At 57.2% G+C, this 15,556-nt stretch carries 17 protein-coding genes; 9 read left to right on the plus strand and 8 right to left on the minus strand.

The genetic code is table 11. The features are described 5' to 3' along the window. Window positions 1-41: 41 nt before the first annotated feature. From surA to apaH, 5 genes are read left to right on the plus strand one after another with little or no spacing between them, the layout of a single operon-like run. Window positions 42-1,328 (plus strand): peptidylprolyl isomerase SurA, encoded by a 1,287-nt coding sequence (surA, locus tag ABTW00_RS19625; RefSeq protein WP_064547362.1) that lies wholly within the window; start codon window positions 42-44, stop codon window positions 1,326-1,328. Next, window positions 1,328-2,317, plus strand: a complete 990-nt coding sequence (gene pdxA / locus ABTW00_RS19630; protein WP_064547360.1) for a 4-hydroxythreonine-4-phosphate dehydrogenase PdxA — start codon at window positions 1,328-1,330, stop codon at window positions 2,315-2,317. Before surA ends, pdxA begins: the two co-directional genes overlap by 1 nt. Further along, on the plus strand, window positions 2,310-3,131 hold the full coding sequence (gene rsmA, locus ABTW00_RS19635) for a 16S rRNA (adenine(1518)-N(6)/adenine(1519)-N(6))-dimethyltransferase RsmA (protein WP_064547358.1): 822 nt from the start codon (window positions 2,310-2,312) through the stop codon (window positions 3,129-3,131). The genes pdxA and rsmA overlap by 8 nt, the downstream gene beginning before the upstream one ends. 3 nt (window positions 3,132-3,134) lie before the next feature. After that, a complete protein-coding gene (gene apaG / locus ABTW00_RS19640) occupies window positions 3,135-3,512 on the plus strand; it encodes a Co2+/Mg2+ efflux protein ApaG (RefSeq protein WP_163448237.1) in 378 nt (125 codons plus the stop codon). 2 nt (window positions 3,513-3,514) lie between these two features. Beyond that, window positions 3,515-4,363, plus strand: coding sequence for a bis(5'-nucleosyl)-tetraphosphatase (symmetrical) ApaH (gene apaH, locus ABTW00_RS19645; RefSeq protein WP_433637034.1), 849 nt, complete (start codon window positions 3,515-3,517; stop codon window positions 4,361-4,363). 87 nt (window positions 4,364-4,450) lie between these two features. On the opposite strand, the gene folA is transcribed toward apaH, so the two are convergent. From folA to ABTW00_RS19675, 6 genes are all read right to left on the minus strand, one after another. Then, window positions 4,451-4,930 carry a type 3 dihydrofolate reductase gene (gene folA, locus ABTW00_RS19650; RefSeq protein ID WP_064547352.1) on the minus strand — a complete coding sequence of 160 codons (480 nt, stop codon included), beginning with the start codon at window positions 4,928-4,930 and terminating at the stop codon, window positions 4,451-4,453. 152 nt (window positions 4,931-5,082) lie between these two features. Beyond that, on the minus strand, window positions 5,083-6,954 hold the full coding sequence (kefC, locus tag ABTW00_RS19655) for a glutathione-regulated potassium-efflux system protein KefC (RefSeq protein ID WP_065356488.1): 1,872 nt from the start codon (window positions 6,952-6,954) through the stop codon (window positions 5,083-5,085). Then, window positions 6,947-7,480, minus strand: a complete 534-nt coding sequence (kefF, locus tag ABTW00_RS19660) for a glutathione-regulated potassium-efflux system oxidoreductase KefF (protein ID WP_064547348.1) — start codon at window positions 7,478-7,480, stop codon at window positions 6,947-6,949. The genes kefC and kefF overlap by 8 nt, the downstream gene beginning before the upstream one ends. Before the next feature lie 121 nt (window positions 7,481-7,601). Further along, the gene (locus tag ABTW00_RS19665) at window positions 7,602-8,912 is read right to left on the minus strand and encodes an MFS transporter (protein ID WP_064547346.1); all 1,311 of its coding nucleotides are present in this window, start codon (window positions 8,910-8,912) and stop codon (window positions 7,602-7,604) included. A gap of 56 nt (window positions 8,913-8,968) precedes the next feature. Beyond that, the gene (locus ABTW00_RS19670) at window positions 8,969-9,919 is read right to left on the minus strand and encodes a 2-hydroxyacid dehydrogenase (protein WP_065356486.1); all 951 of its coding nucleotides are present in this window, start codon (window positions 9,917-9,919) and stop codon (window positions 8,969-8,971) included. A gap of 198 nt (window positions 9,920-10,117) precedes the next feature. Next, a complete protein-coding gene (locus ABTW00_RS19675; protein ID WP_064547342.1) occupies window positions 10,118-11,110 on the minus strand; it encodes a LacI family DNA-binding transcriptional regulator in 993 nt (330 codons plus the stop codon). 253 nt (window positions 11,111-11,363) lie between these two features. On the opposite strand from ABTW00_RS19675, the gene idnO reads away from it, so the two are divergent. The 3 genes from idnO to ABTW00_RS19690 are packed head-to-tail and all read left to right on the plus strand — an operon-like array spanning window position 11,364 to window position 13,138. After that, window positions 11,364-12,128: a gluconate 5-dehydrogenase gene (gene idnO / locus ABTW00_RS19680; RefSeq protein WP_064547340.1), complete on the plus strand. Its 765-nt coding sequence runs from the start codon at window positions 11,364-11,366 to the stop codon at window positions 12,126-12,128. 15 nt (window positions 12,129-12,143) lie between these two features. After that, on the plus strand, window positions 12,144-12,674 hold the full coding sequence (locus tag ABTW00_RS19685; RefSeq protein ID WP_064547338.1) for a gluconokinase: 531 nt from the start codon (window positions 12,144-12,146) through the stop codon (window positions 12,672-12,674). Further along, window positions 12,671-13,138, plus strand: coding sequence for a YhcH/YjgK/YiaL family protein (locus tag ABTW00_RS19690; protein WP_433637040.1), 468 nt, complete (start codon window positions 12,671-12,673; stop codon window positions 13,136-13,138). The genes ABTW00_RS19685 and ABTW00_RS19690 overlap by 4 nt, the downstream gene beginning before the upstream one ends. Before the next feature lie 48 nt (window positions 13,139-13,186). Here the strand turns inward: ABTW00_RS19690 and ABTW00_RS19695 are convergent, their stop codons facing one another. Then, the gene (locus ABTW00_RS19695; protein WP_064547488.1) at window positions 13,187-13,420 is read right to left on the minus strand and encodes a YgdI/YgdR family lipoprotein; all 234 of its coding nucleotides are present in this window, start codon (window positions 13,418-13,420) and stop codon (window positions 13,187-13,189) included. Between the two features lie 103 nt (window positions 13,421-13,523). Further along, complete coding sequence (locus tag ABTW00_RS19700) at window positions 13,524-14,399, minus strand: ROK family protein (protein WP_433637043.1); 876 nt, start codon at window positions 14,397-14,399, stop codon at window positions 13,524-13,526. Window positions 14,400-14,579: 180 nt separating this feature from the next. On the opposite strand from ABTW00_RS19700, the gene ABTW00_RS19705 reads away from it, so the two are divergent. Next, complete coding sequence (locus ABTW00_RS19705) at window positions 14,580-15,443, plus strand: MurR/RpiR family transcriptional regulator (RefSeq protein ID WP_065356484.1); 864 nt, start codon at window positions 14,580-14,582, stop codon at window positions 15,441-15,443. Window positions 15,444-15,556 lie beyond the last annotated feature (113 nt).

Below are 15,556 nucleotides of genomic sequence, written 5' to 3' on the forward strand. Positions count from 1 at the left end.
GACACATCATCCGCACTGCGGTTAATTGAAATGGAAAAAGTATGAAGAACTGGAAAACGCTGCTTCTCGGTATCGCCTTAGTTGCGAATACCAGCTTCGCTGCCCCACAGGTTGTCGATAAAGTAGCAGCCGTCGTAAATAATGGCGTTGTCCTCGAGAGCGACGTCAATGGCCTGATGCAGTCCGTGAAGATGAACGCCGGCCAGGCTGGCCAGCAGCTACCGGATGATACGACCCTGCGCCACCAGATTCTGGAGCGTCTGATTATGGATCAGATTATCCTGCAGATGGGGCAGAAAATGGGCGTCAAAGTTTCCGATGAGCAGCTCGACGCGGCTATTGCCAACATCGCCAAGCAGAACAATATGACGATGGATCAGATGCGTAGCCGTCTGGCTTACGACGGTATGAACTACAACACCTATCGCAACCAGATCCGCAAAGAGATGCTGATTTCTGAAGTGCGCAACAACGAAGTGCGTCGTCGCATTACCGTTCTGCCACAGGAAGTGGACGCGCTGGCAAACCAGATTGGTAACCAGAATGACGCCAGCACCGAGCTGAACCTCAGCCACATCCTGGTGCCGCTGCCGGAAAACCCAACGTCAGATCAGGTAAACGAAGCGCAGAGCCAGGCAGAATCTATCGTCGAGCAGGCGCGTAACGGCGCCGACTTCGGCAAGCTCGCCATCACCTACTCCGCAGACCAACAGGCGCTGAAAGGCGGCCAGATGGGCTGGGGTCGTATTCAGGAGCTGCCGGCCATCTTCGCTCAGGCGCTGAGCACCGCGAAGAAAGGCGATATCGTCGGTCCAATCCGTTCCGGCGTTGGCTTCCACATTCTGAAAATCAACGACATGCGCGGCCAGTCTCAGAGCATCTCTGTGACCGAAACCCACGCTCGCCACATTCTGCTTAAGCCATCTCCGGTGATGACCGACGACCAGGCGCGTGCGAAACTGGAACAGGTTGCCGCGGATATTCGCAGCGGTAAAACCACCTTTGAGAAAGCGGCTCGTGAGCTGTCTCAGGATCCAGGCTCGGCTAACCAGGGCGGCGATTTAGGTTGGGCCACCCCGGACATCTACGATCCGTCGTTCCGCGATGCGCTGATGAAGCTGAACAAGGGCCAGATTAGCGCCCCGATTCACTCTTCCTTCGGCTGGCACCTGATTCAGCTGCTGGATACCCGCAACGTTGACCGCACCGATGCGGCGCAGAAAGATCGTGCCTATCGTATGCTGATGAACCGTAAGTTCTCTGAAGAAGCGGCCACCTGGATGCAGGAACAGCGCGCCAGCGCTTACGTTAAAATTCTGAGCAACTAATGACTCAACATCGTGTCGTTATCACTCCCGGCGAACCCGCCGGGATTGGTCCGGATCTCGCGATCCAACTGGCCCAGCGCGACTGGCCGCTTGAGCTGGTCGTCTGCGCTGATGCCAGCCTGCTCACCGAGCGGGCGAAACTTCTTGGTCTTCCCATCACGCTTCTCCCTTACGCTCCCGAACAGCCTGCAAAACCGCAACGCGCCGGTACGCTAACGCTGCTGCCCGTTGCGCTGCATGCGCCGGTGACGCCGGGTGAATTAAACGTGGAGAATGGTCGCTACGTCGTCGAGACGCTGGCACGTGCCTGTGACGGCTGTCTGAACGGCGAATTTGCCGCGCTGGTCACCGGGCCTGTGCACAAAGGCATTATTAACGACGCAGGCATCCCGTTTACCGGGCATACCGAGTTCTTTGAAGAACGTTCGGGCGCGGCGAAAGTGGTGATGATGTTGGCCACCGAAGAACTGCGCGTCGCGCTGGCGACCACGCACCTGCCGCTGAAAGCGGTCAGCGACGCCATCACCCCGGATCTGCTGCGGGAGGTGATAACCATCCTGCACGACGATTTGCGTAATAAGTTTGGTCTTGCCGAACCGCACGTACTGGTCTGCGGCCTGAACCCCCATGCGGGCGAAGGTGGCCACATGGGTACGGAAGAGATCGACACCATTATTCCGGTACTCGAAGAGATGCGGGCGAAAGGGATGAATCTGAGCGGGCCGCTGCCTGCCGACACCCTTTTTCAGCCGAAGTATCTTGACCATGCCGATGCCGTGCTGGCAATGTACCACGATCAGGGCCTTCCCGTGCTAAAATACCAGGGCTTTGGCCGTGGCGTAAACATTACGCTCGGTTTACCCTTTATTCGCACCTCCGTTGACCACGGCACCGCCCTTGAACTGGCAGGCCTTGGGAAAGCGGACGTCGGCAGTTTTATTACGGCGCTTAATCTCGCCATCAAAATGATTGTTAACTCTAATGAATAATCGAGTCCATCAGGGCCACTTAGCCCGTAAACGCTTCGGGCAAAACTTTCTCAACGATCAGTTCGTGATCGACAGCATTGTTGCGGCCATCAATCCGCAAAAGGGCCAGGCCATGGTTGAAATCGGCCCGGGCCTCGCCGCACTGACCGAACCGGTTGGCGAACGCCTTGACGAACTGACCGTGATCGAGCTTGACCGCGATCTGGCCGCGCGTCTGAAAACGCACCCGTTCCTGGGGCCGAAGCTGACCATTTATCAGCAGGATGCCATGACCATGAACTTTGGCGAGCTCTCCCAGACGCTGGGACAGCCGCTGCGCGTGTTCGGCAACCTGCCGTATAACATCTCTACGCCGCTGATGTTCCACCTGTTTAGCTATACTAATGCCATTGCAGACATGCATTTCATGCTGCAAAAAGAGGTGGTTAACCGTCTGGTTGCCGGGCCGAACAGTAAAGCCTATGGCCGTCTGAGCGTCATGGCGCAGTATTACTGTAACGTGATCCCGGTTCTTGAAGTGCCGCCGAGCGCTTTCACGCCGCCACCTAAAGTCGACTCCGCCGTCGTACGTCTCGTGCCGCACAGCACCATGCCGTACCCGGTAAAAGACGTTCGCGTCCTGAGCCGTATTACGACCGAGGCGTTCAACCAGCGTCGTAAGACGGTCCGCAACAGCCTTGGCAACCTGTTCAGCGTTGAGGTGTTGACGGAGCTGGGCATCGACCCGGCGATGCGAGCAGAAAATATCTCTGTTGCGCAGTACTGCAAGATGGCTAACTATCTGGCAGAAAATGCGCCCTCCAAGGAGAGCTAAACCATGATCGATTCGCCACGAGTTTGCGTCCAGGTACAGAGCGTCTACATTGAGACGCACTCCCAGCCGGAAGAAGAGCGTTACGTCTTCGCCTACACGGTAACCATTCGCAATCTCGGGCGAAGCGCGGTTCAGCTTCTGGGCCGTTACTGGCTCATCACCAACGGCAACGGCCGCGAAACCGAAGTCCAGGGCGAGGGAGTGGTTGGCGTTCAGCCGCACATCGAACCTGGCGAAGAGTATCAGTACACCAGCGGCGCCGTGCTGGAGACCCCGCTCGGCACCATGCAGGGCCACTATGATATGGTCGATGTCGACGGCGTGCCGTTCTCTATCGATATTCCCGTTTTCCGTCTCTTTGTTCCCACGCTGATTCACTAATCATGTCTACATACCTTATTGGCGACGTTCACGGTTGCTACGATGAATTAATCGCCCTATTGCAGCAGGTGGAATTTACGCCGGGCGAAGATACCCTATGGTTGACGGGCGATCTGGTTGCGCGCGGTCCCGGCTCGCTGGACGTTCTGCGCTACGTGAAATCGCTGGGCGATAACGTCAAAATCGTATTGGGTAACCATGACCTGCACCTGCTGGCGGTGTTTGCGGGTATTAGCCGCAACAAGCCGAAAGACCGGCTGAACCCGCTGCTGGAAGCCGCAGATGCGGACGAGTTGCTGAACTGGTTACGTCGTCAACCGCTGATGCAGGTGGATGAGGAGAAAAAGCTGGTGATGGCGCACGCGGGCATCACGCCACAGTGGGATCTCGAAACGGCAAAACAATGCGCGCGCGACGTGGAAGCCGTGCTCTCAAGTGACTCCTATCCCTTCTTCCTTGACGCGATGTACGGTGATATGCCGAACAACTGGTCGCGGGATCTGAGCGGCCTGGCGCGCCTGCGTTTTATCACCAACGCCTTCACCCGTATGCGCTATTGCTTCCCCAACGGCCAGCTGGATATGTACAGCAAGGAGTCTCCTGAAAATGTGGCCGCACCGCTAAAACCCTGGTTTATGCTGCCGGGGCCGGTGACCGAGGAGTACAGCGTAGCGTTTGGGCACTGGGCTTCGCTGGAAGGCAAAGGCACGCCGGAAAATATTTACGCGCTGGATACCGGCTGCTGTTGGGGCGGCGATCTGACCTGCCTGCGCTGGGAAGATAAAACGTATTTTGTGCAGCCGTCGAACCGTCGGCTGGCGCCGGGCGAGAGCGAGGCGGTGGCTTCGTAGCACCATGCATCCACGACAGCACGTCGTCTGATGGAATAAGCAAAAAAATGCCGGGTCGAAACCCGGCATTTTTATTTCAGCGCCGCCTTAACGGCGCTCAAGCACTTCAAAGCAGTAGCTATGGGAATTCTGCTCGTCCGCATCATGGAACTCGCTGAATACCGACTCCCACTGGTCCGGATCGTAATCCGGGAAATGGGTATCGCCTTCCACTTCGGCGTCAATGTGCGTCAGATACAGCTTCTGCGCTTTCGGCAGGAACTGCTCATAAACTCGACCACCGCCGATGACCATAATTTCTTCCGCGTCGCCGCAGGCGGCAACGGCTTCATCGACCGATTTCACCCACTGCACGCGGTCATCGGTGCCCGGCTGGCTGCTGATAACAATGTTCTTACGTCCCGGCAGCGGGCGACCGATGGATTCCCAGGTCAGGCGGCCCATCACTACGGGTTTGTTTAAGGTGTTGCGTTTAAACCAGGCCAGATCGGCCGGCAGGTCCCATGGCATGGCGTTTTCCATACCGATGACGCGATCGACCGCTAGCGCAGCAATCAGACTGATCATTGAGTGTGTCCCAGATGCGAAAAAAATTGTCGCCACTATACGGAAAGCATAATCTTTCGTCGACTGGCAGCCAGGTGAAGAATAAGAAAATTTTCAGATTTGCTGGCAAGTCCACGAAGGGAAAGTGGACAGCCAGCATTACACTTAGTCCATCACGAGAGCGTCGGTTTGACTTCCGGCTCATCTTCCGGGTTACCGCTGTGTTTTCCCTCTTCCGTACCCTGCCAGCCGTGACGCTGAATCACCGACAGGTGATTACGGTCTTCGCTGATGATTTCGGTCAGCATAGCGCTGGTACGTTTAAACGCCGCCGCTCGCGAGGTCGCGTCGTTCTCAGCCATTTCCACCATCTCTTCCATCAACTGAACGTTAAACCGGCGGAACAGGTCGGCGCGCTCACGCGCTTCGTAAGCCCCCAATCCTAACGACTCCAGCGCCTGACGGCCAGACTTCAGCGCCGCCTCGAAGGTTTCACGCTCTGGCGCGCTAACACCCGCCTGGCGCAGCTTGATATAGTGCTCGACATCGCGAGCGCGGGCGATGATGGTCAGGTTCGGGAAGTGCTCTTTTGCCAGCTCGGTCAGCGCCAGGCTGGCCTGCGGATCGTCGATGGCGTTAATCAGCACCTCCGCTTTTTCCGCCCCGGCGGACTCCAGCAGGTCGGCTCGGGTCGCATCGCCGTAAAACACCTTCATATCAAATTTACGCAGCGTATCCACGTGGTCTGGATCATGATCGAGAACCACCATTTTAACTCCGCTGGAGAGCAGCAAACGACCGGCAATCTGCCCGAAGCGACCAAAACCGGCGATGATCACCCGCGGCTGTTCTTCGTCGATTTCATCCGCTTCGCGCGCGTCGCCTGCGCTGGCGCGTTTTTCCAGACGCGTCAGCAACACGAGCAGGACCGGCGTGGCCGCCATCGATAGCGCAACCGCCAGCGTCAATGCCTTCGCCCATTCGGCATCCAGCACGTTCGCCATCTGAGCGGCACCGAAGACCACGAAGGCAAATTCACTGCCCTGCCCCAGCAGCGCCGCAAACCACAGGCGCTGCGAGCGCGGCACCTGGAGCGGTTTGGCAATCAGCCACAGCAGCACGGACTTAATGACCAGGAAGCCCACCAGCAGCGTAATAATACGCAGCGGGTTGTGAATCAGCGTGCCAAAGTCGATGGACATCCCTACGCCGATAAAGAACAGCCCCAGCAGCAACCCTTTAAACGGCTCGATATCGCTCTCCAGCGCGTGACGGTACTCCGAGCTTGCCAGCAGCACCCCGGCAAGGAACGCCCCCATCGCCATCGACAGCCCAACTTCCTCCAGCAGTAAACCGAAGCCAAAGACCAGGAACAGGGCCACGGCGCTGAACACTTCACGCAGGCCGGAGCGCGCCACGAAGCGTAACAGCGGTCGCGTAACATAGCGTCCCAGAACCACCACCAGCGCCAGCGCACCGGCGACCTTCAGCGCCGAGAACGCAAACGCGCCGAGCGTGGTGGAACCGCCGCTGCTCGCCAGCAGCGGGATCATCGCCACCAGCGGGATCGCCGCAATATCCTGGAACAGCAGTACGGCAAAGGCGCTGCGCCCCACCTGCGTCACCGTCAGGTTACGTTCATTCATCGCCTGCATGGCAATCGCTGTGGAGGATAACGCCAGCGTCATGCCGATAAGCTCCGCCACCTGCCAGCGCAGACCAAGGAAGATACAAAAGACGCCGATCAACGCGCCGCACAGCACCATCTGCAACAGCCCGCCGCCAAACACCGAGGCGCGCAGTTTCCACAGGCGCTGCGGGTCCAGCTCAAGGCCAATCACGAACAGCATCAGCACCACGCCAATTTCGGCAAAGTGCAGAATAGACTCCGCATCGGTAACCAGACGCAGCCCCCAGGGGCCAATAATGCAGCCAGCAATCAGGTAACCGAGCACCGAGCCCAGCCCCAGGCGCACGGCGATAGGCACAATCAGCGCCGCGGAGCCGAGATAAATCAGCGCCTGTATTAGCGTATGGCTATCCATTGTTGTGCTCCTCCTGCCAGGCCAGTAACCGTTGTTTGTAGTGTCGCGCCTGCGCCTGCAGCGTCTCTTCGTCGCAGATAAACGTGCAGTGCACGGCAAACGGCGGTAGCCATTTCATGCCGCAATAGACGGCAGTGGCTTCCAACGGCTGACCCAGGACGTCAAACCCCGGATGTGAACCGATGTCAAAATGACTCTCGCCCCCCCCGGTGGTGACCGCCCACATCACGCTTTTGCCGTGTAGCGCCGTGCCGCCGTGACCGTACGCCCAACCGTGCGCCAGCACTTTATCCAGCCACAGCTTCAGCAGCGGCGGCGTGCTGTACCACTGCATCGGGTGTTGCAGAATAACCAGATCGGCACGGGACAACGCCTCCTGCTCGGCGGCAACGTCGATATTAAAATCGGGATAGAGGTGATAGAGAGAACGGATTTCCACCCCGTCGAGCGTCCTTACCTGCTCAAGCATCCGCTTGTTCGCATGCGAGTGATGCGGATAAGGATGCGCATAAATAATCAGAATCATGATTAGCCTGTCTTACTTCATTATTGTATTGCTGAGTTTAGACAGTTAATGGTGACACTTACAGGATCAGTTAACACAACAGTAGGAATTGGGGGGCATGAGAACCATGCCCCCGACAGGATCAGGAAGGTTGATTGGCCGGTTTATCCGCGACCGGCGGTTGGTCAGATGGCGCGGTCAGGTCACAATGTTTCGGCAGGAAGAAGGTGATCGTCCCGGCGATAATCAACGAGCCCGCCAGCGCACATACCGCCACGTTCTGGCCGTAGAAGTAGATCATCACCCCGACCAGATACGGGCCGCAGAAGCCGCCCAGATTGCCCAGACCGTTGATGACGCCACGTGCGCTGCCCGCCACTTCCGGCATGGCGATACGCCCCGGAATAGACCAGAAAGGACTGGTTGCCGCTTTCAGGAAGAAGCCGCACACCACTAGCGCAATATAGGCTGCCACCACATGGTCACGCAGCACCACCGAAGCCAACAGCGCGGCGGCAAAGCCGTAGAGTGAGAAACGTACCCACAGCCGACGCTTGCCGCTGCGGTCGCTGAACAGGGAGATAATGTAGATCCCGGCAAGCGTGGCAATAAACGGCAGGATAGCCAGCACGCCGACGCTCGCCATATTGGCGCCAGTCAGGTTTTTGAGGATCGTCGGCAGCCACAGCGTGTAGCCGTAATCCCCGGTCTGGTAGAAGAAGTTGAGCAGCACCAGCTTCATGAGCCCGGAGTTGCGGAACACTTCCCGCACCGGCGCATTGCTGACTGGCGCTTCCGAACGGCGGGCTTCTCGCTCAGCGGTCAACGCGGTAATCAAATACTCACGCTCACGTTCCGGCAGCCAGCGCGCCTCTTCCGGGCGGTCGCTGATCATCAGCCACCACACCATCAGCACCACCAGCGATAGCAGCCCTTCAATGATAAACAGCCAACGCCAGTCCAGCGCCGAGATAATCGCCCCGGAGACCGGCGCGGTAAGCATGCCGCCCAGCGGGGCGAACATCATCACGAAGGCGTTAGCGCGACCAATCTCTTTTTCCGGGAACCAGTTGCTGACCATCGTCAGCACCACCGGCAGCATCCCACCCTCGGACACGCCGAGAATAAAGCGCAGCACCAGCAGTTGGTATTCGTGGGTCACAAAACCGGTGGCAATCGAGACAATGGCCCATGCCAGCAGCGACCAGGCAATAAAGCGCTTACCACTGCCATGAACCGCAATGCGCCCGCCTGGTATTTGCAAGAAGAGATAGCCAATAAAGAATATCCCGCTTGCCACCCCCGCCATCTGGCTGGTAATCCCCAGATCGGACTCCATACCACCGGGCAAGGCGAAGCTGATATTAACCCGGTCCATAAACGAAATAATGCACGCGATGAGAACAGGCGCAATGATACGCAGCCAGCGAGTGCCAGGTATTTTCTCAGTCATTATTTATACTCTCTCTCGAGGGGAGCCATGCTCAGCATGGCGAAAAGCATCGATGATTAATCAATGGCATTCGGTAGCGGCGTATCGCTGAAGAAAGCGGCGACGTTATTGAACACCACCTCGCTCATCCGCTGACGCGTTTCGTGGGTGGCACTTGCCACATGCGGCAACAGTACGACGTTATCCATCGCCATCAGCGCCTCAGGCACATGCGGTTCGTCTTCATAAACATCCAGCCCGGCACCGGCAATCACGCCGTTCTGCAGGGCCTGAATCAGGGCTTTCTCATCCACCAGCGTGCCGCGCGCGATGTTAATCAGCCACGCGTGTTTTGGCATCACGTTAAACACGCTGGCATCAATCAGCCCGCGGTTTGCCGCGCCGCCAGAAGCGGCAATCACCAGAAAATCGCTTTCATGAGCCAGAGTGTGCAGGTCGGCGCACCACTGATAATCCACGTGGTCGAGCTTTTTGCGGTCGGTGTAGAGGATCTCCATATCAAACCCGCTGGCGCGACGGGCAATGGCCTGGCCGATATTGCCCATGCCGAAAATGCCGATACGTTTGCCGCTGACCTGAGTCGCCAGCCCCGGCCCTTGTTTCAACCATTTGCCTTCGCGAACAAATTTATCGCCCTGGCAAAGCTGACGTGCGCCTGCCAGCAGCAGCCCCATCGCCAGGTCGGCAACGTCGTTGGTCAGCACGCCAGAAGTGATGGTGACGGCAATGTCATGAGCGCGGGTATAGTCGAGATCCACCGCGTCGGTACCAACACCAAACACCGCCACCAGCCCAGCGTTCGGCAATTGCTCCAGTACGGCACGGGTGACGCCAATATCACCACGGGTGACCACCGCCTGCACCTGATGGCCGACGTCGCGCAAGAATGCCTGCGGGTCAGCCTGTTCATACAGACGATAGACCTGGAAAGCGGTGGAGAGTTTATCCAGCAGGCCGTCTACGACCGGGGCAATCAACAGTACCGTATTTGGGTTTGCAGTATTCATCGTGTTACCTGTTTAAGCGTTCAGAAATTTGTTACGCCTATCAAACGGGTTTTCACGATGTCATTTTGCGATCTGCATCACGCCAGATCGTGTTAGAAATCCGTGTTACGGATGACGTGATCGTGGAAGCAAAAGCCCGCTGGAATGCGGGCTGGGTGGCAACAATTAAATAACATTACGCCGTTAGCGGCAGGCTGATTAGATGGTTTCGCCCATCGATAAACGATAGTGGAGATCCACCTTCTCGATAGTCGGTAAGCCTTTTATTTTCTTGATTAAAATCTCAGTGGCGACCTTACCCATTTCAAAGCGTGGCGTCAAAACGCTCGCCAGACGCGGGCTCACCACCTGACCAATTTCCAATCCATGGAACCCGGCAATCGCCATCTCCTGCGGCACCGCGATACCCGAAGCGATGCACTCCTGTAACACCCCAACCGCGAGATCATCGTTAGTGCAGAGAATAGCGTCCATCTCTTTATACATCTGGCGGGCAAGGGTCATCATGCCAGTGCCAATCGACACCGAAGAGACCTTGTTTGGCGCAATACGTCCAATCGTCAAGCCCGCGTCTTCCATCGCCCGGCAGTAGCCTGCATAGCGCTGCTCATCACGAATATCCGACATTGAGCCAAAATAGATAATCTGCTTTTTACCGCTCGCCAGCAGCATGTTGGTCATATCCAACCCGGCGCGGTAATTATCAAAGCCCACGTTGATGCGGTCGGCGTTATCCGATAAGCCCATCACCTCGGCAATCGGGATTTTCGAGGCTTTCAGGTATTTCTCCGCCCGCAGCGTATGCACCGATTCGGTTAGCAGCAGCGCTTTAACGTTCAGCGCCAGCACGGTGGCAATCTGCTCTTCTTCACGCTGGCTATCGTAATCGTAGTTCACCACCAGCGTCTGGTAACCGTGGGCGGTGGTGACTGATTCAATGCCCGCCAGGACGTCGGAGAATATTTGGTTATTAAACGAGGGGACGAGCACGCCAATGCGCGGCGCAACATTACTGCTGATGGCGGGGTTATCGGCATCCGGCTGGTAGCCCACCTCTTCAATCACGCTGGCAATGCGCTCGGCGGTTTCCGGTTTCACCTTCTCGGGCGTGCGTAAATAACGGCTGACGGTCATTTTGGTTACCCCCGCCAGCGCGGCGATATCCTCTAACGTGATGCGTTGTACTTTCATTAGCCCTGCCCGTCATTGCCGAAATCCTGTGGCCTATTATGCCAGCAGGTTACAAAAAAGAGAAAGCGATAACCCAGCGTCAAAGCCCCGCATGGCGCGGTTTTCGCGCGGTTTTCCCCTTCAGGATCACACATGCTGTAACCCCTTTTTGTAACATAGTCGAGAGTGATCTTCATCACAGTTTCACCGGGGCAAAAACCGTGAGATAGAGAACATCTTCTTAGCGCATCGGATCGCAATACAGGACACTGTGATGAACAACTTATTCAGCCTGCAAGGCAAACGCATTTTAATTACCGGCTCCGGACAGGGTATCGGCTACGTGATGGCCCAGGGGCTGGCCCAGTACGGCGCGGAAATCATCATCAACGATATCTCCGCAGAACGCGCAGAGCAGGCGGCGATGAAACTCCGTGACGAGGGTGCCGTCGCCCATACCGCGGTCTTTAACGTTACCGACCCTGAGTCGGTGGAAAACGCCATTGCCGATATTGAAGCGCGCATCGGCGCTATCGACGTGCTGTTTAATAACGCTGGCATCCAGCGCCGTCACCCGTTCACCGAGTTCCCGGTGAAAGAATGGAACGACGTGATTGCGGTGAACCAGACCGCCGTTTTCCTGGTTTCCCAGGCCGTGGCCAAACGCATGATGACGCGCGGCGCAGGCAAAATCGTCAATATCTGTTCGATGCAGAGCGAACTGGGGCGCGACACCATCACCCCGTACGCCGCCGCCAAAGGCGCGGTCAAAATGCTGACCCGCGGGATGTGCGTAGAACTGGCACGCCACAATATTCAGGTTAACGGTATCGCACCAGGCTACTTTAAAACCGCCATGACCCAGGCATTGGTTGACGATAAAGCCTTTACCGACTGGCTGTGCAAGCGTACGCCAGCCGCCCGCTGGGGCGACCCGCAGGAGTTGGTTGGCGCGGCGGTGTTCCTGTCGTCGAAAGCCTCTGATTTTGTGAATGGGCATCTGCTGTTTGTTGACGGCGGCATGCTGGTCGCCGTCTGAGTCGGGAGCAAAACCATGGCAGGACAGTGCATTATTCTAATGGGCGTCTCCGGCACCGGCAAAACCACCGTCGGGCAGGCGCTTTCTCAGGCATTGGGAGCGAAGTTTATCGACGGTGATGACCTTCACCCACGGGCGAATATCATTAAAATGGCCGCCAGCCAGCCGCTGGAAGATAGCGACCGCCAGCCGTGGCTGGAGCGCATTGGCGATGTGATCTTTAGCCTCGGGCAGAAAAACGAGTCCGGTGTACTGGTCTGCTCGGCGCTGAAAAAGCGCTACCGCGACCAGCTGCGCGCGGGTAATCCGCACCTACGCTTTTTGTGGCTGACCGGCGACTACGACTGCATCTTGCAGCGTATGCAGGCGCGCAAAGGCCACTTTATGCCGGAAGCGCTGCTGAAAAGCCAGTTTGCCGCGCTGGAAGCCCCGGACGATCGCGAGCCAGACATTCTGCCGGTCGATATTTCCGGCGACGTTCCGGGCATCGTTGCCCGCTCGCTCACCCTTTTAGCCCATCAACCCACATTGGGAGTTCCGGCATGATTATCGACACGCTTCATCACGCGGAGAAAACCGCCTTTTATCCGCAGGCTATCCGTAAGGCGCTGCGCGCCGTGATTAATCAGGAGCCGCACGCGCTACCGCCGGGAAAATATATCGTCGATGGCGATAACCTGTTCTTTAACGTGGTAGAAGGGGAAAGCAAACCGCTGGCCGAACAGCGTCCGGAGTACCATCGGCAATATATTGATATTCACATCGTGCTGAAGGGCGAAGAGATTATTGGGGCGGGAAATAAGGGGCTGGAGATTGTCGAAGACGGTGCGTTTAACGACGCGCATGACATCGGCTTCTGCACGCAAATAAGCAGCGAAACGCTGATTCACCTGCACCCCGAAGAGATAGCCATCATCTTCCCGGGTGAACTGCACCGTCCGATGAGCAGCCTTGGCGCGGGCGCGGCGCTGCGTAAGATCATCATCAAAATCAATAGCGCACTCATTTAAACGTCATGCGCTGGCCCCGCACGGCATTCGCGGGGCCACGAATAACGTTTAGTTATCGAGCTCACCCATCGACCGGACCTGATCGCGGTTAATCTGTTCGGTTTTCCCGGTTTCGGCATTTTTATACGACACCAGACCAGTATCCTCATCGACCTGTGGTTTCCCGTCGGTGATGATAGTTTTCCCATCGGTGGTTTTTAACGCCTGGTTGGATGAACACCCAGCAACGGTAAAGAGTGCGCCAGCCGTCAGAATCGCTACGGTGAGTCGCTTATATTGCATCATGTTTCCCTCCTGCTTCTCAGCTAAAATCGTTATCACTCTAACCATTTTAGGTTAGCTGGCTGAAAGCGGGAGGGAAACCAGAACACTCCGAAGCGGCATTTTAGCCGTGTTGTTGCGTAAAGCTCACCGCCGCACCGATAAGATTGGCATCGTTGCGGTACTGGCACAGCAGCAGTTTCGGCATAAATTCCGCGAGATTTTTTTCCGCGACCAGATCGGTTAAGCGAGAGACGATCCCGGCAAAAATGGCATCACTGGCTGAGATCCCACCGCCAATCACCAGACAATCCGGATCGTAGCATACCTGTAAATTGAGCAGGCCAACGGCCATCCAGTGATAGAACTGCGCCACTTCCTGTTTCGCAACCTCATCGCCCTGCTCGGCAAGACGAAACACCTCGGCCCCAGAGACAGAATCCCGTTCAAGCGACATCCGCTGGGCGTAACGACGCGCCATCGCCACGGCGGTGCCCAGCTCGCTGAACGTCTGCCCCCCCTCCAGCGTCATCAGGCCAAACTCACCCGCATAGCCGTGGCTACCGCGGCGCAGCACTTTATCTTCCAGGATAGCTCCACCCACACCGGAGCCGACAATCACAAACAGTACGTGTCGATCGTCACGCCCGGCGCCCAACGCCGCTTCGGCAATGCCTGCGGCATTGGCATCATTTTCAATGCTGACCGGCAGGCCAAACAGCGCCGTCAGCGCTTCGACGATGGGGAAATGGTGGATGTAAGGAATCGCGCTCAGGCCACCTATCACGCCACGTTCAGGGTCTACGCTACCGGGGGCGCTGATTGCCACCCCCTGAATATCATAGCGCTGCTGGTACTGACGGCAGATTTCCAGCAGTTGCGCCTGCATTTTCTCCCAGCTATCTGGCGTTTTAACCGCGCCCGTGTCGCTCAGCGTCTGCTGGTGCCAGACGCCGTATTTAATAGAACTCCCACCCCAATCAAATAACAAAATAGCCATATATATTCCGTAGTTATGAGTAATGTTGGCAAAAGAGAGGGCTATTATGCCGGGTGCTCAAGTGCTGAAACTTGCGCCCTCTCCCAACATTGAACCCTACGTCACGGTGCGGCGAGTCCGTTTCCCCGGCGCACAATTTCTATGGTACAAAGTATCAGCTATTTATTTCAGGGGTTTACCATGTCTGCATCCATCGACATCATTTCCTGCATTACCGACCGCTTTGTCGAGCTGACCGCCACCGAGAAGCGGATCGCCCAGTTTATTCTCGATGACGTTCAGACGGCGACCACCTTACCCATTGCCGAAATGGCGAAGCTGACCGAGACCAGTCAGGCATCGATTACCCGTTTCGCCCGCGCCATTGGCTGCAAAGACGTCCGCGAGCTAAAAGTGAAACTCGCGCAGTCGCTGGCGGTAGGGCAGCGCTTTATTCTCGATGTGCCGGATCTGGAAGGGGTACAGGGGATCTACGAAACGATCATCAACGTGCTGGAGATGAACCGCCGGGCGCTGGATCCCGACTCACTCAGCCGCGCCGTCGAGTGGCTCAGCGGCGCGCGGCAGATCCTCGCAATCGGCATGGGCGGCGGCTCCACCATCTGCGCTCAGGAGGTGCAGTTCCGCTTGTTCCGCCTTGGCCTGCCGGTGGTGAGCCAGAGCGACGGGCTGCTGGTGAGGATGATGTGCTCAGCGGTGTCGCCAAACGATGTGGTGCTGGCGTTGTCGCTCGGCGGCTATACGCAGGAAGTGGTGGATAGCGCGGCGATTGCGCGTCAGTACGGGGCGAAAGTGATTGCCATTACCCCAGAGGCCACGCCGCTTGCCGAGAACGCCGATTTGGTGCTGCCGCTGATCGTACGGGAAAACGACTATATCTTTAAGCCCAGCACCTCGCGCTACGCGATGCTGGCGATGGTTGACGTGCTGGCGACGGAATTGGCGGTAGTGAATAAAGCGGAGACGAAAAACCGTTTGCGGCGGATTAAGCTTGCGCTGGATAGCCATCGGGGCGGTGCTGACCGGCAGCCGTTGGGGGATTAGTGCGGGGATTTCCCCCTCACCCTAGCCCTCTCCCCGGAGGGGCGAGGGGACGGTTTCTGCGAGTTGGCGCTTCGGAGCTCAAAATGGGCCCGCTTTTCTCCCTCTCCCTTCCA

The sequence above is a fragment of the Kluyvera georgiana genome, from assembly GCF_050990895.1.
GTDB lineage: Bacteria > Pseudomonadota > Gammaproteobacteria > Enterobacterales > Enterobacteriaceae > Kluyvera > Kluyvera georgiana.